Source organism: Pseudomonas sp. NPDC087614 (genome assembly GCF_044743485.1).
GTDB lineage: Bacteria > Pseudomonadota > Gammaproteobacteria > Pseudomonadales > Pseudomonadaceae > Aquipseudomonas > Aquipseudomonas baetica_A.
Map to the genome: position 1 here is coordinate 1 of NZ_JBIUWN010000060.1, position 18662 is coordinate 18662.

Below are 18662 nucleotides of genomic sequence, written 5' to 3' on the forward strand. Positions count from 1 at the left end.
AGGAGGAGGGTGAAATCTCCCACGGTCTGTACTGCGCTAACAGTCAGAATCGAGCCTTGTCCCTCCTCCTCCCTTCAAGTCCTACCATACAAGCGTGCCTGCTCGCGAATGCGGCGCGTCAGGCACCGCATATTTCCAATGGTTCGGCCTTTTCGCGAGCAGGCCCCACAGGGCAGGCGGCGACTATTGCTTTTCGGGTGGCAACTCAGGCAGCGCACGCAACGCGGTCTCATACCATTCGGTATTGAAGGCGCGGTCGTCATCGAGCATGGCGTCGATTTCGTAGGCCAGAACGTGGGCCATCAAGTTGAGGATATCCTCACGCTCGTAACCGACCAGGGTCAACTTGTTGAAGGTTGCCTTGGCCGCAGGCGGGTTGTCGCTTTCGATCTGGTTTTCGATGGCTTCGATCAGCGTGGTCTCGGTGAACTCTTCGTCGTCGTCAGTATTGATGTCTGTCGGCTCGCTCATGGCAGGCTCCTCAAGGAAAGTCGCCAGTTTACCCGCATTCAGTGGCGTGATGCTGCTGGCGGGAATCGCGTATGCGATCTATAAACAGGCACTGCCCACTCCCCCCGCACGGCCTGGAGGCTATGTGATGTTCAAGCTTTATGGATTCTCTGTCAGTAACTACTACAACATGGTCAAGCTGGCGTTGATGGAAAAAGGCCTGCCGTTCGAAGAGGTCACGTTTTACCCCGCGCAGACCCCGGATTCGCTGGCGATCAGCCCGCGCGGCAAAGTGCCGGTGCTGGGCGTCGACGGCGGGTTCATCAATGAAACAGCGATCATTCTCGAATACCTCGAACAGACGCACAAAGGTATGCCGCTGCTGCCAAGCGATCCATTCGAGCGCGCGCAGGTGCTGGCGATTGCCAAAGAGATCGAGTTGTATATCGAGCTGCCGGGACGCGCCTGTTATGGCGAAGCCTTCTTCGGCATGACGCTGCCGGAGGCGATCAAGGAAAAGACCAGGACCGAGTTGCTGCTGGGTTTTGCGGCGCTGGGCCGACACGGCAAATTCGCCCCGTATGTGGCCGGCGACAGCCTGAGCATCGCGGATCTGTACTTCCTCTACAGCGTGCCGTTGGCCTGCGCAGTAGGGCAGAAGTTGTTCGGCATTGATTTGCTGGCAGAGATGCCGCAGGCGAAAGCGCTACTGGAGCGGCTTGAGCAGAATCCGCATGTGCAGAAAATTGCGGCGGATAAAGAGGCGGCGATGCCGGCGTTTTTGGCGATGATCGCGGCCAAGAAGTAGGTTCTGTAGCGTTTTCACGTCACCCTTCGCAAGCAAGCCCGCTCCCGCACAGAACCTGTGGTGAACACCCAATGTGTGAACACCATAAATTCCCTGCGGGAGCGGGCTTGCTCGCGAAGCTTTAGGCCTTTTGGCGGCTGGCGATCAGTGCCTGTCCGCGCGCAACCGCTGCCTTGACCTGCGCTGGCGCAGTGCCGCCGATGTGGTCACGGGCATTCACCGAGCCTTCCAGGGTCAGCACGGCAAACACGTCCTGTTCGATCTGATCGCTGAACTGACGCAGTTCTTCCAGGCTCATCTCGGCCAGATCCTTGCCGGTGTCGACGCCGTACTTCACGGCGTGGCCGACGATTTCGTGGCAATCACGGAACGGCAGGCCACGGCGTACGAGGTAGTCGGCCAGATCGGTTGCGGTGGAGAAACCGCGCAGCGCCGCTTCACGCATGATCGCGTGTTTCGGCTTGATCGCCGGGATCATGTCGGCGAACGCACGCAGCGAATCGCGCAGCGTGTCGGCGGCGTCGAACAGCGGCTCTTTGTCTTCCTGATTGTCCTTGTTGTAGGCCAGCGGCTGGCCTTTCATCAAGGTCAGCAAGCCCATCAGCGCACCGAACACACGGCCGGTCTTGCCGCGCACCAGTTCTGGCACGTCGGGGTTTTTCTTTTGCGGCATGATCGAACTGCCGGTGCAGAAACGATCCGGCAAATCGATGAACTGGAATTGCGCGCTGGTCCACAGCACCAGCTCTTCGGAGAAACGCGACAGGTGCATCATCGCGATGCTCGCGGCCGAACAGAATTCGATGGCGAAATCACGATCGGATACGTTGTCCAGCGAGTTGCCGCCCACGGCGTCGAAGCCCAGCAGTTGCGCGGTGTATTCGCGGTCGATCGGGTAGGTAGTGCCAGCGAGTGCGGCGCTGCCCAGGGGCATGCGGTTGGTGCGCTTGCGGCAGTCGACCAGGCGTTCGTAGTCGCGGCTGAGCATTTCGAACCAGGCCAGCATATGGTGCCCGAAGGTCACTGGCTGTGCAGTCTGCAAATGGGTGAAGCCCGGCATGATGCTCGCGGCTTCGCGCTCGGCTTGCTCCAGCAGGCCTTTTTGCAGGCGGGTGATTTCGGCGAGGATCAGGTCGATCTCGTCACGCAGCCACAGGCGGATGTCGGTGGCGACCTGGTCGTTGCGGCTGCGCCCGGTATGCAACTTCTTGCCAGTGATACCGATGCGATCAGTCAGGCGCGCTTCGATGTTCATGTGCACGTCTTCGAGTTTGATGCGCCACTCGAACTGGCCGGCTTCGATTTCGCCCTGAATGGTCTTCAGGCCGTCGATGATGCTGTCGCGCTCGGCATCTGTCAGCACACCGACCTTGGCCAGCATGGTGGCGTGGGCGATCGAGCCCATGATGTCGTGGCGATACAGGCGCTGGTCGAAAGTGACGGAGGCGGTGAAGCGGGCGACGAAGGCGTCGACGGGTTCACTGAAGCGGCCGCCCCAGGACTGATTGGTCTTGTCAGTGCTCATGAATTCGCTCGTATCGGCTTGAAGAAAAAGGCGTGAAACGCTGGCGCGGATAATAACAGGGTTGCCATTGCTGTCGCTGACACTGGTCGATACGTTTTTTTCTCATCTGCTCGTCCATAGTCGACGCGGTCGCCGGGGGATTTGCGCAAGGATATTTTCCGATTGAGCAATATCGGCCCGACGAGCGTCTACAGTTGGACATAAGGGTCGGCGCGAGTGCAGATCGCGAAAGGGTCTGGCCGCCGACTGATAATAAGGGGGTGGGTGTATTGTCCTTGGACAAACGGCGTGAAAAACGCGGGAAACAGCGGGCTTTGAGCAGTACGACCCGGACACTGGCAAATATTGCTGGCCGACGTACGGCACTTTTTGGTGCTCGGACTAGTCTTAGCGTGGATCGCGGTGACGGACGTCACTCCACCTGTCTACGCTATCCTTGTGCGAGACTCACGCAGGAATCCAGCGCAATATGAATGTCCTGATCGTTGATGACGAACCACTGGCTCGCGAGCGCCTCAGCCGAATGGTGAGCGAGCTTGAGGGTTATACAGTCCTGGAGCCCAGCGCTACGAATGGCGAAGAGGCGTTGGCACTGATCGACAGCCACAAACCGGATATCGTGCTGATCGATATCCGCATGCCGGGCCTGGACGGCCTGCAGGTCGCTGCCCGTCTGTGCGAACGAGAAACGCCGCCGGCCGTGGTGTTTTGCACCAGTCCCGATGAATTTGCCGTGGAAGCCCTGCAGGCCAGCGCCGTGGGCTATGTGGTGAAACCTGTGCGAACCGAACACTTGCATGACGCCCTGAAACGGGCTGAGCGTCCCAGCCGGGCGCAACTCTCGGCCCTGACCCGTCCCGCTGCCGAAAGCGGCAACGGCCCGCGCAGTCACATCAGCGCTCGCACCCGCAAAGGTATCGAACTGATCCCGCTGGATCAGGTGGTCTACTTCATCGCCGACCATAAATACGTGACCTTGCGCCACGAGTCTGGCGAGGTGCTGCTGGACGAACCGCTCAAGGCCCTTGAAGACGAATTTGGTGAACGCTTTGTGCGCATCCACCGTAACGCGCTGGTCGCCCGCGATCGGATCGAACGTCTGCAACGCACGCCGCTGGGGCATTTCCAGCTCTTTCTGAAAGGGCTCAATGGCGACGCGTTGATTGTCAGCCGCCGGCATGTGGCGGGTGTGCGCAAAATGATGCAGGGCCTGTAACCTGGCCTTTCCGGGCGGTTCACATTTCTCTTTACCGGGCATCGCAGGCCAGGGAGGCCGCGCCGTTTCTGATTCAAGTCAAAGTGGATTTGACTGAGCTGTTATTATCCGCCGTATCTATTCAGTACGGATTGATCCATGTCTTCTCGCGAAATCCGCATCGCCACCCGAAAAAGTGCACTGGCCCTTTGGCAGGCCGAATACGTCAAAGCCCGTCTGGAAGCGGCCCATCCGGGTCTGCTGGTGACGCTGGTGCCCATGGTCAGTCGCGGCGACAAGCTGCTCGACTCGCCGCTGTCGAAGATCGGCGGCAAGGGCCTGTTCGTCAAGGAACTGGAAACCGCGCTGCTGGAAAACGAAGCCGACATCGCCGTCCATTCGATGAAAGACGTGCCGATGGACTTTCCTGAAGGTCTGGGACTGTTCTGTATCTGCGAGCGTGAAGATCCGCGCGACGCTTTCGTTTCCAATACCTATGCCAGTCTTGATGCCTTGCCAGCCGGTAGCATCGTCGGCACCTCCAGTCTGCGTCGTCAGGCGCAGTTGCTCACCCGCCGCCCGGATCTGGAAATCCGTTTCCTGCGCGGCAACGTCAACACTCGTCTGGCCAAGCTCGATGCCGGGGAGTATGACGCGATCATCCTCGCGGCGGCCGGGCTGATTCGCCTCGGTTTCGAAGACCGCATCACGTCGGCCATCAGTGTCGATGACAGCCTGCCGGCCGGTGGTCAGGGCGCGGTCGGCATCGAGTGCCGCAGCGCCGATACTGAAATTCACGCTTTGCTGGCGCCACTGCATCACGCCGATACCACTTCGCGTGTCACGGCCGAACGCGCACTCAACAAACATTTGAATGGCGGCTGCCAAGTGCCGATCGCCTGCTACGCCGTGCTCGAAGGCGAGCAATTGTGGTTGCGTGGTCTGGTGGGCGAACCGAGCGGCGGCAAGCTGCTCAGCGCCCAAGCCCGGGCGCCGCGCGCGGATGCCGAAGCCTTGGGCGTGCGGGTCGCTGAAGACCTGCTCAGCCAGGGTGCCGCTGACATTCTCAAAGCGGTGTACGGCGAGGCAGGTCACGAGTGACCGGTTGGCGCCTGCTGCTGACGCGCCCTGCCGATGACTGTGCGGCGCTCGCCGAGACGTTGGCCGCGCAGGGGGTTTTCAGCAATTGCCTGCCGCTTTTGGAAATTGCACCGCTGCCGGTCTCTGACAAAATACGTCAGGCGATTACGCGGCTGCCCGGTTGCAGCGCGGTGATCGTGGTGAGCAAACCGGCGGCAAGAATTGCAGTGGATCTGCTCAAGGCCCATGGCATGCAGTCTCTGGCGCTGCCGTGGTTTAGCGTCGGTGCGGCGACTGCGCAGATTCTCAAGGATCACGGCCTCGATGTGAGCTTCCCGGCAGAAGGCGATGACAGCGAAGCCTTGCTGCAATTGCCGCGTCTGGGTGAAGCTGTGGCCCGGCCCGGTTCGCAGGTTTTGATCCTGCGTGGGGAGGGCGGCCGCGAGCTGCTCGCCGAGCGCTTGCGCGAGCTTGGTGCTAGTGTCGAGTACTTGGAGTTGTATCGACGCGATCTGCCAGCGTATGCGCCGCGAGAGTTGCCGTGGCGTATCGAAGCGGAACGCTTGAATGGGCTGGTGGTCAGCAGTGGACAGGGTTTTGAGCATCTGCGCCGGATGGCCGGTGATGCATGGCCTGCGATTGCGCAGTTGCCGTTGTTTGTTCCAAGCCCAAGGGTCGCCGAGCTGGCAGTTGCCGCCGGGGCCCAAACAGTTGTGGATTGTCGCGGCGCGAGTGTCGCGGCTTTGCTGACGGCGCTGCGGGAGCATCCCGTGCCCGTTTTCTAATGCAAAGGATGGATACGTGAGCGAAACAGTCTTGCCTAAAGATGACGTCCAGCCTGTGCTTGAAAAGCAGGTTGAAACTCCACCGCCGGCCAAAGAGCCGCGCCGAGGCAATGGACTGGCCATCGTCGCCCTGTTGCTCGGTGCTGCCGGTGTTGCGATCGGTGGTTGGGGTGTCTGGCAGGTGCGTCACCTGCAAACCAACACTGAGCAGCAGTCGGGTCAGGTCCAGGCGTTGAATGATCAAGCGCAGAGCCTGAAGCTCAGCGAGCAGCGGCTGAGCGAGCGTCTCGCGCAGTTGCCGGGCGCCGACGAACTTGCTGATCGCCAGCGGCTGGTGGCTCAGCTTCAGGGTGATCAGCAACGACTGAGTCAACGTCTGGAAACCGTCCTTGGCGCCAGTCGCAAGGATTGGCGTCTGGCCGAGGCCGAACACCTGCTGCGTCTGGCCAGCCTGCGTCTTTCGGCGTTGCAGGACATCAGCAGCGCTCAAGCCCTGGTGCAGGGCGCCGACGAAATTCTTCGCGAGCAAAACGACCCCGGCTCTTTCGCTGCTCGTGAGCAAGTGGCCAAAACCCTCGTCGCATTGCGCAGCACCGAGCAGCCGGATCGCACCGGGTTGTTCCTGCGTCTGGGTGCGCTGCGTGATCAGGTCATCGGCCTTACCGAACTGGCGCCGGAGTACAAGGATCGCGGCGAGTCGCTGCTCGGTCTGACGGCCGATGGTGACGGCGCCAGTCGCTGGGCACAGTGGTGGGATGAGGTCTCTCGCTACATTCGTATTGATTTCAACGCTGACAAGAATGTGAAGCCACTGCTGGCCGGGCAGAGCCTGAGCCAGGTGCGCCTTGCGCTGAGCCTGGCGCTGGAACAGGCGCAGTGGGCGGCGCTCAATGGTCAGGCGCCGGTGTACAGCCAGGCGCTGACCGAGGCGCGGGACGTGTTGCATGGCAACTTCAACCCGGACAATCCGCAAAGCAAAGTGATGCTTGAGCAGGTTGCCGAGCTGAGCAAGGAGCCGGTCACGGTCAACACCCCGGATCTGACCGGCACCCTGAGTGCGGTGCAAGCCTATCTGGAGCGGCGTACTGTCAACGCCGAGGAATCGGTGAAACCCTTCGCCAAACCTGCCGCCAACACCGCGCAGGAGGCCACACCATGAAACGTCTGTATGTGATCGTGTTTCTGGTGATCGCCGCGACGGCAGCATTGGGCCTGGCGATTGCCGAGCATTCCGGTTACGTGCTGGTGGCCTACAAGTCCTTCCGCTACGAGTCGAGTCTGTGGGCGACGTTGGCGCTGATCGCGGTGTTGTGGTTGCTGGTCTGGGGCATCAAGGCGTTGGTCGAGTTGGTCATGACGTCCAGTGGCGTGGTCAATCCATGGTCGCGGCGCAACCGCAGTCGGCGGGTACAGGTGGCAATCGAGCATGGCCAACTGGATCTGGCAGAAGGTCGCTGGGCCAGTGCTCAGCGTCATTTGTATCGTGCTGCCGAAGCCGAGCGCCAGCCTCTCCTTTACTATCTCGGTGCTGCCCGCGCGGCCAACGAACAAGGCAATTACGAGGATTGTGATGGCCTGCTGGAGCGCGCTCTGGAGCGTCAGCCACAAGCTGAGCTGGCGATTGCTCTGAGTCATGCACAGTTGCAGACCGACCGCGGCGATACCGACGGCGCGCTGGTGACATTGCAAGCGATGCACGAGCGTCATCCACACAATGTGCAGACGCTGCGCCAGTTGCAGCGCCTGTATCAACAGCGCGGCGAATGGTCCGCGGTGATTCGATTGCTGCCTGAACTGCGCAAGGACAAAGTCCTGCCACGCGCCGAGCTGGCTGAACTGGAACGCCGTGCCTGGGGTGAGAACCTGTCGTTGGCTGCACAGCGCGAAGAGGATGGCTCCGTGGGCCTGCAGTCCCTCAATCGCGCCTGGCAGCAACTGACTTCGGCGCAGCGCCAGGAGTCGCCGCTGGTGTTGGCTTACGCCGAGCAATTGCGTCAGCTAGGTGCTCAGGTGGAGGCAGAAGAAGTGCTGCGTACGGCCCTCAAACGCAATTACGACAGCCATCTGGCACGTCTTTATGGCCTGGTTCGCGGCAGCGATCCGGCGCGTCAATTGCAAACCGCTGAAGGCTGGCTAAAGGATCATCCGAACGATCCAGGTCTGCTCTTGACGTTGGGGCGTCTGTGTCTGCAAACCAGTCTATGGGGCAAGGCGCGGGATTATCTGGAAAGCAGCCTGCGTGTGCAGCGCAATCCGGAAGCCTGTGCGGAACTGGCGCGCTTGCTCGCGCAACTGGGCGACACTGATCGCAGCAATCAGTTGTTTCAGGAAGGACTGGGGCTGCTGGACGAGCGCCTGCTGGCCGCGCCTCTGCCGGTCCCGGCGCACGTCTGAAGTCACGAGGGAGGTCGCTCCCTCGTTCCCGTTTGGCGACCGAAAATTTAACTTCAAGGCGCGTCAGGGGCAAAGTCCTACAGTGGACTACACCTATTCCTCTCGAACCTGTCGGGTTTTCCCTACACATCTGGTGAACTGTCGGCAGGGCGTTGCCTTGAAAGGCTGACACGCTTTCCTCTACCGTAACCGTCTGTCTCTACTGTTACGGAAAAGCCATGTCGTTGGCCTGCTCACGCTCCTTGTTCTTCATGGCTTTCACTGCGGGGGCCTTTGCTCTGGGAGCTTCCTATTATCTTGAATACGCGGTCGGCCTGACGCCGTGCAGCCTATGCCTGGTGCAGCGCCTGTTCCTCACGCTGCTGTGCGCCTCTTGTGGTCTGGCGGCGGTGCACGGTCCCAAACGTGTCGGTCTGTGGCTCTACTGGCTGTTTGCGCTGGGCGCGAGTCTGGGGGGCACCACAGCGGCCTGGCGGCAAGTATTGATTCAAAGTGATCCTGTGCTGCAAATGCTCAATTGTGCCCCGCCGCCGGAAACGATGTTCAGCGCTTTGCCGTGGATCTGCGCGTTGCAAAAGATGTTTAACGGCGGTGCCGATTGCGCCGAAATCTCCTGGACCCTGTTCGATCTGAGTATCCCGGAGTGGAGTTTGTTGTTCTTTGTAGCGGTGTCGATTCTTGCCGTTTATCAATTGTTGCGGCTGGTCTGGAGTGCTCTGCAACGACCGCCCGGCGGCGAAGCGTCGCACCGGAAGCTGATCAGGGATTAAACACTTGTATGAACTTTATCTCCTGCGTACCTTGAAGCCACAGGCGTGCGGGCATAATCTGGCCCCCACGTGTCATTGGATTTATGTTGCTCGATGACGCTCTGCCCGGCCGTCCCCCAAGCCAAAACCAAAAGCGGGACGCGGGTGTAGAGCAGCATGACCCACAAGGGAAGAGAGATCGCCATGCTCGAAAGTTGTCAGAATGCTCAGGAACGTTGGGGTGGAGTTCATCTGCTGATCGACCGCTGGTTGCAAGAGCGTGAGGAGCTGATTGGCGCCTACGACAAGCTCGGTGCGGAGCCTCAGGCGTTGTCCGAGAATCGCAAACCCTTGCAGGAGTTCTGCGGCGTGCTGGTCGACTACGTATCGGCTGGACACTTCGAAATCTACGAACAGTTGACCGGTGAGGCCAAGGCATTCGGCGACACTCGCGGTCTTGAACTCGCCGAAAGGATCTATCCGCGCATTGATGTCATCACTGAAAAACTCCTCGCGTTCAACGATCTTTGCGATGACGGTAAATGCGTTGCAGAGAAGTTCAAGGAACTCGGTGGACTGCTTCACGAACGCTTCGAGCTGGAAGACTGCCTGATTGAAGTGCTGCATACCGCACACAAAACAGAGGATCCGGTTCAGGCCTGATTGGCTTTTTCAATAAAAAACGGTGCGCCCAAAGCGCACCGTTTTTTTATGCCTGATCAACTCGTCGCACCGCGCAATTCGACTTCAAACACCAGTGGTGTGAATGGCGCGATCAAGTCGCCAGCACCATCGGCGCCATAGGCTTGATCCGATGGAATCACCAGTCGCCATTTGGCACCCACCGGCATGTTCTGCAAAGCGGTGCGCCAACCGGCAATCACGCTGTCGAGGTTGAACCATTGCGGCTGAGTGTTCTGATCGAACACCGTGCCGTCTGGCAAACGACCGATATACAACACCTGCACTTTTCCATCGGGACCAGCCTTGGTGCCGGTGCCGTGCGCAAGCTCGGTGAGCAGGATGCCGTCGGCGAGTTCCTTCACCCCCGGTTTGGCTTTTTCGGCGGTCAGAAAGCGCTGCTCGTTTTCCATCGCGGCGTCGCTCGTAGGCATCGCGGCGTGCTCGGCATTCTGCGATTCATGATCGGCCAGAATCTGTTCGATCCGCGCTTCACTCAACGCCAGCGGCTTGCCTTGATAGGCCTGTTGCAAGCCGTCCACCAGCGCCTGGATCTGCAACTGTGGGACTTCCTGGCGCAAGCGTTCGCCCAGGCTGGCACCGAGGCTGTAGGCCAGATCATGAGCGTCGTTCGCGGTGGTTTCTTCGTCGGCGTGGGCCGCTGAAAAAATCATGCAGAGGGATAAAAAAAGGTAGCGCGACATAGGCACTCTCCGACCTGAGATGCGGTGGATTATGCCAGCGCGAACGTCTGCAACGGTGAACTGCTTTTGACTTAACGCAGAACATTTTCACTTCGGTGCAACGCAGCGCTTTCCTTACTGTCAAGATGACCTAGCGGCGGTAGCAGCAGAGGTCTAGTATGAGCCGCACTCACGTCAGCCAGGAGGTAAACCATGTCGGCCACCAAGAAGCCTGTAAACACTCCGTTGCACTTACTCCAACAACTCTCGGGCAGCTTGCTCGAGCATCTGGAAAACGCTTGCTCCCAAGCCTTGGCTGATGCTGAAAAACTGCTCGCCAAACTGGAAAAGCAACGCGGCAAGGCGCAAGAAAAACTGCACAAGTCGCGCACCAAATTGCAGGACGCTGCTGCCGCCGGTAAAGCCAAGGCACAGACCAAAGCCAAAGGCGCAGTGAAAGAGCTCGAAGAACTGCTCGATGCTCTGAAAGAACGTCAGTCCGACACGCGCAACTACATTCTGCAACTCAAGCGCGATGCTCAGGAAAGCCTGAAACTGGCCCAGGGTGTTGGCCGTGTGCAAGAAGCAGTGGCCAAGGTTCTGTCTTCCCGTGAAGCGAAGCCTGCTGCAGCACCTGCGAAGAAAGCAGCAGCCAAACCTGTCGCTGCCAAAGCACCGGCGAAAACGGCTGCAGCCAAACCCGCTGCAAAGCCGGTAGCTAAGCCGGTTGCAAAAGCACCTGTGAAAGCGGCTGCGAAACCTGCGGCGAAAAAACCGGCTGCGGCAAGCGCTGCAAAAACGACTGCTGCAAAACCAGTTGCGGCCAAAACCGTTGCTGCGAAAGCCGCTGTAAAACCAGCCGCTGCCAAAGCTGCTCCAGCTAAACCCACAGCAGCAAAACCAACCGCTAAACCGGCGGTAAAAACCGCTGCTAAACCGGCTGCCAGGACTGCCGCTAAACCGGTAGCCGCCAAACCAGTTGCCAAAGCTGCGGCGAAACCCGCCGCCAAGTCAGCTGCAAAACCAGCAGTTAAACCCGCCGCCAAGTCAGCTGCAAAACCAGCAGTTAAACCCGCCGCCAAACCGGCTGCCAAGCCTGCCGTGAAAAAACCAGTTGCTGCCAAACCAGTCGCTGCAAAACCGGCAACCGCTCCGGCTGCCAAGCCTGCTGCGCCGACAGCCCCGGCCTCGTCGGCCGCCAGTGCTTCGACCACCACGACTGCACCAACGCCAGCCGCTGCGTCGAGCAGCACCAGCAACCCGACCAGCGCTTCCTAAGTGCCGGCTGCCGCGACGCGCAGCCTTTGCAGCGCGTCGCGGTTCAGCCTGGCGGCGGTTGTCGCCAGGCTCTCCAGCCATTCCCCCGCCCCTGGGGCGTCATGCAACGGCCAGTCCTGCGCCGTTTGCTCCAACTGCCACAGCAGATGCCGTTCGGCTTCCAGCTCCAGCGCCTTCATTTGATCGCGCAGCCCCTTGAGCACCGGATCTTCCTTCGCCAGGCTTTTCCATTGAGTGCGCAATGCACGCAGTGGCTGCACCACCTCCGCGTCCCAAGGCTCCACCAGCATTTGCAGTTGCCGCACGCGTTGCTCACTGCAGGTCACCCCGCGTTGTTCCAGCCATAGGCCGCAAAGCAGCAAGCAGACATTGGTGCCCGCCGCTTGCATGTGCAGGCAGGTGTTTTCCACGCCCGGGCGGGCGTAGGTGGCAAGGGAAAAGCTCCACAGGTCAGAGGACATCGTGCTACTCGCGCCAGTTGTGAGCGAAGCTGGTAGACTCCGCCGCCATTATGATCCGACTTCAGAACCTGACTTTACAGCGTGGCCCGCAACGTCTGCTAGAAGACGCCGAGCTGACCCTGCACGCCGGCCACAAAGCCGGCCTCATCGGCGCCAACGGCGCCGGCAAATCCAGCCTGTTCGCCTTGCTGCGCGGCGAGTTGCACCCGGACTCGGGCGATTGCCTGCTGCCGGCCGACTGGCGGATCGCGCACATGCGTCAGGAGGTCGACACGCTCGAACGCCTGGCGGTCGACTATGTGCTCGATGGCGACCTGCGTCTACGCGAAGTGCAGCGTGACCTCGCCGCGGCCGAAGCGGCCCATGACGGCGTGGCGCTGGCCCGCCTGCATGCCGAGCTCGACAGCGCCGACGGCTACACCGCCGATGCCCGAGCCCGCAAGCTGCTGGCTGGCCTGGGGTTTACCAACGAACAGATGGATCGCCAGGTAGGCGATTTCTCCGGTGGCTGGCGGATGCGTCTGAATCTGGCGCAGGCTTTGATGTGTCCGTCGGATTTGCTGCTGCTCGACGAACCGACCAACCACTTGGACCTCGACGCCATCATTTGGCTCGAAGAGTGGCTGAAAAGTTACCCGGGCACCTTGCTGCTGATTTCCCACGACCGCGATTTCCTCGACGAAGTCGTCGACCATGTGGCTCACGTCGATCAGCGCAAACTGACCCTCTACCGTGGCGGCTACACCGCGTTCGAACGCGCCCGTGCCGAGCGTCTGGCCCAGCAGCAACAGGCCTACGAGAAGCAGCAGGCGCAACGTGCGCACATGGAAAGCTACATTGCCCGCTTCAAGGCCCAGGCCACCAAGGCCCGTCAGGCCCAGAGCCGGATCAAGGCGCTGGAGCGCATGGAGGAACTGTCGGCGGCCCACGTCGATTCGCCGTTCGATTTCGTGTTCCGCGAGTCGACGAAGATTTCCAGTCCGCTGATCGATCTGTCCGATGCGCGTCTGGGTTACGGCGACAAAGCCATCCTGGAGAAGGTCAAGCTGCAACTGACCCCGGGTGCGCGCATCGGCCTGCTTGGCCCGAACGGCGCCGGTAAATCGACCCTGATCAAGAACCTCGCCGGCGAGCTCGAACCGCTGGCCGGGCGTCTGACTCGTGGCGAGAACACCGTGGTTGGTTATTTCGCCCAGCACCAGCTCGACTCGCTCGATTCCAAGGCCAGCCCGTTGCTGCACTTGCAGCGTCTGGCGCCAACCGAGCGCGAGCAGACCCTGCGCGACTTCCTCGGTGGTTTCGACTTCCGTGGTGCGCGGATCGATGAGCCGGTGCTGAATTTCTCCGGTGGCGAAAAGGCCCGTCTGGCCCTGGCGTTGATCGCATGGGAACGCCCGAACCTGTTGCTGCTCGACGAACCGACCAACCACCTCGACCTGGAAATGCGCCTGGCGCTGACCATGGCGTTGCAGGAATTCAGTGGCGCGGTACTGGTGGTGTCTCACGATCGGCATTTGCTCAAGAGCACCACCGATAACTTCTATCTGGTCGCGGACGGCAAGGTCGAGGAGTTCGATGGCGACCTCGAAGACTACGCCCGTTGGCTGGTCGAATACCGTCAGCGCAACGCTCCGGTCAGCCCGGACAAAACCGACAAGAAGGCCCAGCGCCAGGCCGCTGCTGCGTTGCGTCAGCAACTGGCACCGCACAAGCGTGAAGCCGACAAGCTTGAAGCCGAACTGGGCAAGCTCCACGAGAAACTGGCCAAGGTCGATGCCAGCCTCGGCGACAGCGACATCTACGAGCCCGCGCGCAAGAACGAATTGCGTGATCTGCTGGCCGAGCAGGCCAAACTGAAAGTGCGCGAAGCCGAGCTGGAAGAGGCGTGGATGCAAGCCCTGGAGACGCTGGAAAGCATGCAGGCGGAGCTGGAGGCGCTGTCCTGATGGACGCGTTCAGGCTGTCGCTTCCGGCCATGTGGGTCGAGCCGATCTGGCTCGGCGTGCAGATTCTGCTGATCCTGCTGGCCGGCTACCTCGCCCAGCGCTTTGTCGCCAAATGCCTGACTCGCCTGGGTGAGCGCTATCCGTTTCCGCCGCAGCTGCTGATGCCGCTGCGCGGTGGCTTGCGCTGGCTGATCATGGGCAGTGCGCTGATCTTCGTGCTTGAGCGCCTTGGCGTATCGGCGACGGTGTTGTGGACGGCGCTGTCGGGATTCGTCGCGGTGGCGGCGGTGGCGTTCTTCGCAATGTGGAGTGTGCTGTCGAATCTGCTCTGCGCGATTCTGATTTTTACCGTCGGGCCGTTTCGGCTCGGTGATGTGGTCGAGTTGGTGGACACCACCGACAAGCCCGGTGTCAAAGGCCGGGTGGTGGCGATCAATCTGCTCTACACCACGCTGATCGAGGCTGAGGAATTGGGCACGGGTAGCGCGATGGTGCAGGTGCCGAACAGTCTGTTCTTCCAGCGCTCCGTGCGGCGCTGGCGCGGCAGTGATGTGTTTGCTTCGAGCAGTTTCGAGAAGTAGCCCGCCAATACGGGGTTGCGTCCGTAACCTCCTACAAAAAAACGATAGTCATCCGCCTGAAACCACATTAATTTGCACGTTTGGTACGAGTCCGAGTCGAGGTGTGCGATGGAGCTTCAAACATGGCTGGCATTCTTTGCCGCCTGCTGGGTGATCAGTCTGTCCCCGGGCGCCGGCGCCATTGCGTCGATGTCCAGCGGTCTGCAATACGGTTTCTGGCGTGGTTACTGGAATGCCCTCGGCCTGCAAATCGGCCTCGCGGTGCAGATTGCGATTGTCGGCGCCGGTGTCGGCGCAGTCCTCACCGCCTCGGCTACGGCGTTCCATGCGATCAAATGGTTTGGTGTGGCCTACCTGGTTTATCTGGCGATCAAGCAATGGCGCGCGCTGCCCATGGACATGAGTGATGACGCGGCGGTGCGGCCGATCGGCAAGCCGCTGGCACTGGTGTTCCGTGGTTTTCTGGTGAACATCAGCAACCCCAAGGCACTGATTTTCATGCTGGCGGTGCTGCCGCAGTTCATCAATCCCCACGCACCGCTGCTGATCCAGTATCTGGTGATCGGCGCGACCATGATCTGCGTCGATCTGATCGTCATGGCCGGCTACACCGGTCTGGCGTCGAAAGTGCTGCGGTTGCTGCGCACGCCCAAACAGCAGAAACGCATGAACCGCACGTTTGCCGGGCTGTTCATCGGTGCGGCGGCGTTTATGGCGACGTTGCGCAAAGCAGCGGTTTAAAAACCCGCAGGCATAAAAAAGGCGACCTATTGAGGTCGCCTTTTTCATTTGTGGCAGGGGGTTTTAGCGCAAAATCACCGGCGCGGTATCACGCGGCAGATTGTTGCGCGGCTGCGGCTCGCGCGGCTGCTCGTAACCGCCACCGCCGAGCTGTTGGCTCAGTTGCCCGGCCACGTCCTCACCCAGCGCCTTCGACACCTCACGCACCACCCGTGGGCGGTTCAGCGAGACCTTGATGTCGCGGTGGTTCACCAGTTTGGTGTCCTGCGCTTCACCCATCGCCGTGAAGGCCGACGTGATCTCAAAGGTCTTGGTGTTGATCAGGCTGAAGTCCGCCACCAACGTCAGGCCCAGCACTGCCGAATAGCTGTCGGTGTGCGCCAGCTCGTTCATGTCCTGGGTGAAGTCGATGTCCGATACGGTACCGAACAGAACATAGTCGGCGCCCTTGAAGTTACCGGCCTTGATCCGCTTGATCACGTCGTAGATATCACCCTTGGACGACGCGGTGTACGGCGTGCCTTGCACCAGCTGGAACATGCCGGTGCGCAGGATTTCACCTTTGATGTCGCCAGTGAATTTACGCAGTTCGGTTTGTTCGATGTAGCTGGTGGTCGCTTCGAGCTCGTTGTAGTTCGAAGAACCGCTGGAGCTGTAGTAACCCTCGCGGTAATTGCTCTGCGCCGAAACGATGTGGATGTATTGCTCCACACGTTCCTGGTACGCCAGATCTGTCACCGCGACTTTCGGGGCCGCTTGCACGCTGAACGCGCAAGCCAGGGCCATCATGCCAATCCATGTGCGCATCGATTAACGCTCCGTGGTTTTGCGGATCTCTTTTTCGTCCATCCACTCGGCCAGACCGCTTTCAACGTCGATCAATTGCAGGCTGAATTTGTAGAAGACGTCCTTGTAATCGCTGCTGCGCTTGACGATCGAGCTGATCGAGCCTTCGATGCGGTACTTGGCGGCGATCATGTTACCGGTCTTGGCCACGGTGCTCTTCTTGTACAGGCCGCTCTGGTTTTGCAGCTTGAGCTGGTCAACCTGGCTCTGCATCGCGTTGTTGTCGCTGGCAAAGCGCGCAACGCCAGTCTTCATCAGTTGGGTCTTGATGCTGGTGGTGATTTCGCGGGTGTCGATGTACTCGCTGGTCTTGTTCTTCACATCGTAGACCTGAACCACCGGACGGCCCTGCAGAATGCCGGACTGGGCCAGGGAGCGGGTCATCGACTCGGCGATCATTTGCAGGTCGGTCGAACCGAATTCGTTGGTCACGGTTTCAACCGCTTTGGTGTCGCCGTAGCTGATGTTCTTGCTGCCCAGGGTCGGCGAAGTATTGGCGCAACCGGAGGCCAGCAGGGCGATGACGGCGATGCAGGAAAAGCGTGCAAACATGGGAATGCTCTCTAAAACAGGAAGAGTGGGTCGGGCTTAAGGCGTCTTGAGTTCCAGACGGAAGTCCACGGCTTTCGGGGTCGGGGCGATGCCCTGGATGAAGCTGGTCTGCGCGCCGTACATCATCTGGCTTTTCCAGACTTCTTCCTCGGCAATCGGGAAACCTTCCGGGCCGAGCCAGGCGAAGCGGTAGTAGAACGTCTTGTTGCTGTTGAGGGTGTTGCTCAACTGCACGTTGACGGTCATGAAGCCGTTTTCGCGCGCGACGCGCATGGCACCGACGACGATGTGTTTCTGCGGCCCCATGGCCACGACCTTGCTCGCGGCGCTGCCCGGCTCCGGTGGCGGCGGGGTAGCGCAGCCGGTGGCCAACAAGGCGAGGGCGGCAACGGCGATGAGTTTGAAGTGCATGCAAAGACTCCGTTCTTAAGGTTGTTTGATGCTGGCGACGTTGGTCGCGCCGGCGCTCGGGATCACGTGGGCGGCGAGACCGCCGGCGAACACCTGATTGCCCACGGCGCGCAGGCTGATCACCTGATAACGCTGATCAACAGTGACCTTGACCACTGAACCGCCTACGGCACTCGGCAGGGTGACTTGGTGTTCACCTTTCTTCAAGCGCAGACGCACCACTTGGGTGTTGTCCGGCAAGGTGCGCCACGTACGGGTATCGGCACCTTCGAGCACCGCTGAAGAGATACCGACGGCCAGACCGGCCAGCGGGTTGGTTTCGTTGATTTTCTTCTGCGCCACACCTTTGGTGATCGCACGCACGGTGGTGCGCAGGATGATCCCCGGCATGTCATCGCGCAGAGCACGGCGGGACATGGCGGTGGTGCTGTTGAGGGCCGTCAGGTTGACCTGCTGGCCGTCGACACCGATCTGTGCGAACGGCGCGGTGGAGGTGTCAGGTTTGATGATCGGGAACGACAAAGGCGTGATCACCACGTTGTTGGAAATTGGCAGTGGCAGCGGCACGCGGATGGAGTCGCGCGATGGCGCCAGACCGCTTTGCACCACGATCAGGATGTCGCTGTCATCGCTCTTGACCGGTTTGTCGAGGTTGACCAGCGCCTGCTCCAGCAGCGGCGTGTTCGGGCGCAGTTCGGCCGCTTTGCGGTAGCCCGGCGCAGCCAGGTCTTTTTCACCCAGGGCTTCGTAGACGAAACCGGCCAGGTAATGGCTGAACGCACTCTGGTAGCTGTTCTTCAGGCTGACCACTTCCGGTGCGTCGAGGCTGGCGACCGGGTAGCCTTGCAGGTCTTTGTACTGAGTCTTGATGCCTTCTTTCTCGGCCTCTTCCTCGCTCTTGAGGTATTCCTTGTCACGCAGGTCGGCGATCACCGCTTCACGTTCGTGGGTCCTCTTGATTGCAGTGCGTGCGCCGTCGAAGTCATTGACCGCCAGCAGGTTCAGGGCCATCTGCGTGGTCAGCATGACTTTTTCGTAGTCGTAGCCTTCGTAGCGGCGCACTTTGTCGTTGACGATGAAGCTGCCGAACTGGGCCAGATATTTGCCAGTGTCGAGCTTGACCGAGTCTTCCCACTGACCAACCACCTGGTCGGCGCTGGTCCAGGCATTCTGGCTGCCGGACAGGTCGCCCTTGGCGCGCAGCAATTCACCTTTTTCGAAGTAATAGAGCAGGTCTTTGTCTGGGCCGGCGTTGTTCTTTTCCAGCAGGGTCAGCGCGGCATCGACGTTGCCGGAAGCTAGTTGCTGGTTGGTCTGGGCCAGTTCGGAGTCGTAGTTGCGAAACGCCGAACAGCCGGACAGCAGAGTGATAGCGCTGAGCGCGATCAGAGTAGGGGCGCGGAATGCCATGGGGGTACTTCTTCCCTGGAGTAGCTACAGCCGCGGATGCTGGTCGGGCTGGTGTGACCCATCGACAGTGGCGTTGGCCTCCTGCC

Annotated in this window: 20 protein-coding genes and 1 pseudogene; 13 read left to right on the plus strand and 8 right to left on the minus strand. The window is 60.4% G+C overall.

Annotated elements, in window-relative coordinates:
- Positions 1 to 183 precede the first annotated feature (183 nt).
- Positions 184 to 471: a hypothetical protein gene (locus ACIOWA_RS20270; protein ID WP_339494924.1), complete on the minus strand. Its 288-nt coding sequence runs from the start codon at positions 469 to 471 to the stop codon at positions 184 to 186.
- A gap of 127 nt (positions 472 to 598) precedes the next feature.
- On the opposite strand from ACIOWA_RS20270, the gene ACIOWA_RS20275 reads away from it, so the two are divergent.
- Complete coding sequence (locus ACIOWA_RS20275) at positions 599 to 1258, plus strand: glutathione S-transferase family protein (RefSeq protein ID WP_401161583.1); 660 nt, start codon at positions 599 to 601, stop codon at positions 1256 to 1258.
- A gap of 121 nt (positions 1259 to 1379) precedes the next feature.
- On the opposite strand, the gene argH is transcribed toward ACIOWA_RS20275, so the two are convergent.
- Positions 1380 to 2783 carry an argininosuccinate lyase gene (gene argH, locus ACIOWA_RS20280; protein ID WP_401161585.1) on the minus strand — a complete coding sequence of 468 codons (1404 nt, stop codon included), beginning with the start codon at positions 2781 to 2783 and terminating at the stop codon, positions 1380 to 1382.
- A 332-nt stretch (positions 2784 to 3115) separates the two neighbouring features.
- Here argH and ACIOWA_RS20285 point away from each other — a divergent pair.
- The 8 genes and pseudogenes from ACIOWA_RS20285 to rsd form a co-directional block, all read left to right on the plus strand.
- Positions 3116 to 3256, plus strand: a pseudogene (locus tag ACIOWA_RS20285) (sensor histidine kinase); the annotation flags it as partial.
- Complete coding sequence (locus ACIOWA_RS20290) at positions 3253 to 3999, plus strand: LytTR family DNA-binding domain-containing protein (protein WP_339430472.1); 747 nt, start codon at positions 3253 to 3255, stop codon at positions 3997 to 3999. The pseudogene ACIOWA_RS20285 and the gene ACIOWA_RS20290, both read left to right, overlap by 4 nt.
- A 138-nt stretch (positions 4000 to 4137) precedes the next feature.
- A complete protein-coding gene (gene hemC, locus ACIOWA_RS20295; RefSeq protein ID WP_339430471.1) occupies positions 4138 to 5079 on the plus strand; it encodes a hydroxymethylbilane synthase in 942 nt (313 codons plus the stop codon).
- Entirely contained in the window at positions 5076 to 5843 is a 768-nt protein-coding gene (locus ACIOWA_RS20300) for a uroporphyrinogen-III synthase (protein WP_401161587.1), read from the plus strand. Before hemC ends, ACIOWA_RS20300 begins: the two co-directional genes overlap by 4 nt.
- Before the next feature lie 16 nt (positions 5844 to 5859).
- Complete coding sequence (locus ACIOWA_RS20305) at positions 5860 to 7002, plus strand: uroporphyrinogen-III C-methyltransferase (protein WP_401161589.1); 1143 nt, start codon at positions 5860 to 5862, stop codon at positions 7000 to 7002.
- Entirely contained in the window at positions 6999 to 8237 is a 1239-nt protein-coding gene (locus ACIOWA_RS20310; protein WP_339430468.1) for a heme biosynthesis protein HemY, read from the plus strand. The genes ACIOWA_RS20305 and ACIOWA_RS20310 overlap by 4 nt, the downstream gene beginning before the upstream one ends.
- 218 nt (positions 8238 to 8455) lie before the next feature.
- The gene (locus ACIOWA_RS20315; protein WP_339430467.1) at positions 8456 to 9007 is read left to right on the plus strand and encodes a disulfide bond formation protein B; all 552 of its coding nucleotides are present in this window, start codon (positions 8456 to 8458) and stop codon (positions 9005 to 9007) included.
- 183 nt (positions 9008 to 9190) lie between these two features.
- Complete coding sequence (rsd, locus tag ACIOWA_RS20320) at positions 9191 to 9649, plus strand: sigma D regulator (RefSeq protein ID WP_339430466.1); 459 nt, start codon at positions 9191 to 9193, stop codon at positions 9647 to 9649.
- A 56-nt stretch (positions 9650 to 9705) separates the two neighbouring features.
- On the opposite strand, the gene ACIOWA_RS20325 is transcribed toward rsd, so the two are convergent.
- Entirely contained in the window at positions 9706 to 10371 is a 666-nt protein-coding gene (locus ACIOWA_RS20325; RefSeq protein WP_401161592.1) for an FKBP-type peptidyl-prolyl cis-trans isomerase, read from the minus strand.
- Between the two features lie 192 nt (positions 10372 to 10563).
- On the opposite strand from ACIOWA_RS20325, the gene ACIOWA_RS20330 reads away from it, so the two are divergent.
- Entirely contained in the window at positions 10564 to 11628 is a 1065-nt protein-coding gene (locus ACIOWA_RS20330) for an AlgP family protein (protein WP_401161594.1), read from the plus strand.
- Here ACIOWA_RS20330 and ACIOWA_RS20335 read toward each other — a convergent pair.
- Positions 11625 to 12089, minus strand: coding sequence for a TIGR02444 family protein (locus tag ACIOWA_RS20335; RefSeq protein ID WP_339430463.1), 465 nt, complete (start codon positions 12087 to 12089; stop codon positions 11625 to 11627). The genes ACIOWA_RS20330 and ACIOWA_RS20335 overlap by 4 nt on opposite strands.
- A 50-nt stretch (positions 12090 to 12139) precedes the next feature.
- Here ACIOWA_RS20335 and ACIOWA_RS20340 point away from each other — a divergent pair, with 50 nt between their 5' ends.
- The 3 genes from ACIOWA_RS20340 (at position 12140) to ACIOWA_RS20350 (ending at position 15357) form a co-directional block, all read left to right on the plus strand.
- Entirely contained in the window at positions 12140 to 14035 is a 1896-nt protein-coding gene (locus ACIOWA_RS20340) for an ATP-binding cassette domain-containing protein (protein WP_401161596.1), read from the plus strand.
- Positions 14035 to 14616: a mechanosensitive ion channel family protein gene (locus tag ACIOWA_RS20345; protein WP_339430461.1), complete on the plus strand. Its 582-nt coding sequence runs from the start codon at positions 14035 to 14037 to the stop codon at positions 14614 to 14616. Before ACIOWA_RS20340 ends, ACIOWA_RS20345 begins: the two co-directional genes overlap by 1 nt.
- A gap of 108 nt (positions 14617 to 14724) precedes the next feature.
- Positions 14725 to 15357: a LysE family transporter gene (locus ACIOWA_RS20350; RefSeq protein ID WP_221730819.1), complete on the plus strand. Its 633-nt coding sequence runs from the start codon at positions 14725 to 14727 to the stop codon at positions 15355 to 15357.
- A gap of 63 nt (positions 15358 to 15420) precedes the next feature.
- Here ACIOWA_RS20350 and ACIOWA_RS20355 read toward each other — a convergent pair whose 3' ends face one another.
- From ACIOWA_RS20355 to ACIOWA_RS20370, 4 genes are read right to left on the minus strand one after another with little or no spacing between them, the layout of a single operon-like run.
- Positions 15421 to 16164, minus strand: a complete 744-nt coding sequence (locus ACIOWA_RS20355) for a penicillin-binding protein activator LpoB (protein ID WP_401161598.1) — start codon at positions 16162 to 16164, stop codon at positions 15421 to 15423.
- Between the two features lie 3 nt (positions 16165 to 16167).
- The gene (gene lpoB, locus ACIOWA_RS20360; RefSeq protein WP_039757415.1) at positions 16168 to 16755 is read right to left on the minus strand and encodes a penicillin-binding protein activator LpoB; all 588 of its coding nucleotides are present in this window, start codon (positions 16753 to 16755) and stop codon (positions 16168 to 16170) included.
- Positions 16756 to 16791: 36 nt separating this feature from the next.
- Positions 16792 to 17166, minus strand: coding sequence for a YcfL family protein (locus ACIOWA_RS20365; RefSeq protein ID WP_339430459.1), 375 nt, complete (start codon positions 17164 to 17166; stop codon positions 16792 to 16794).
- 15 nt (positions 17167 to 17181) lie between these two features.
- Positions 17182 to 18576, minus strand: a complete 1395-nt coding sequence (locus ACIOWA_RS20370; RefSeq protein WP_401161600.1) for a COG3014 family protein — start codon at positions 18574 to 18576, stop codon at positions 17182 to 17184.
- Positions 18577 to 18662: the final 86 nt, after the last annotated feature.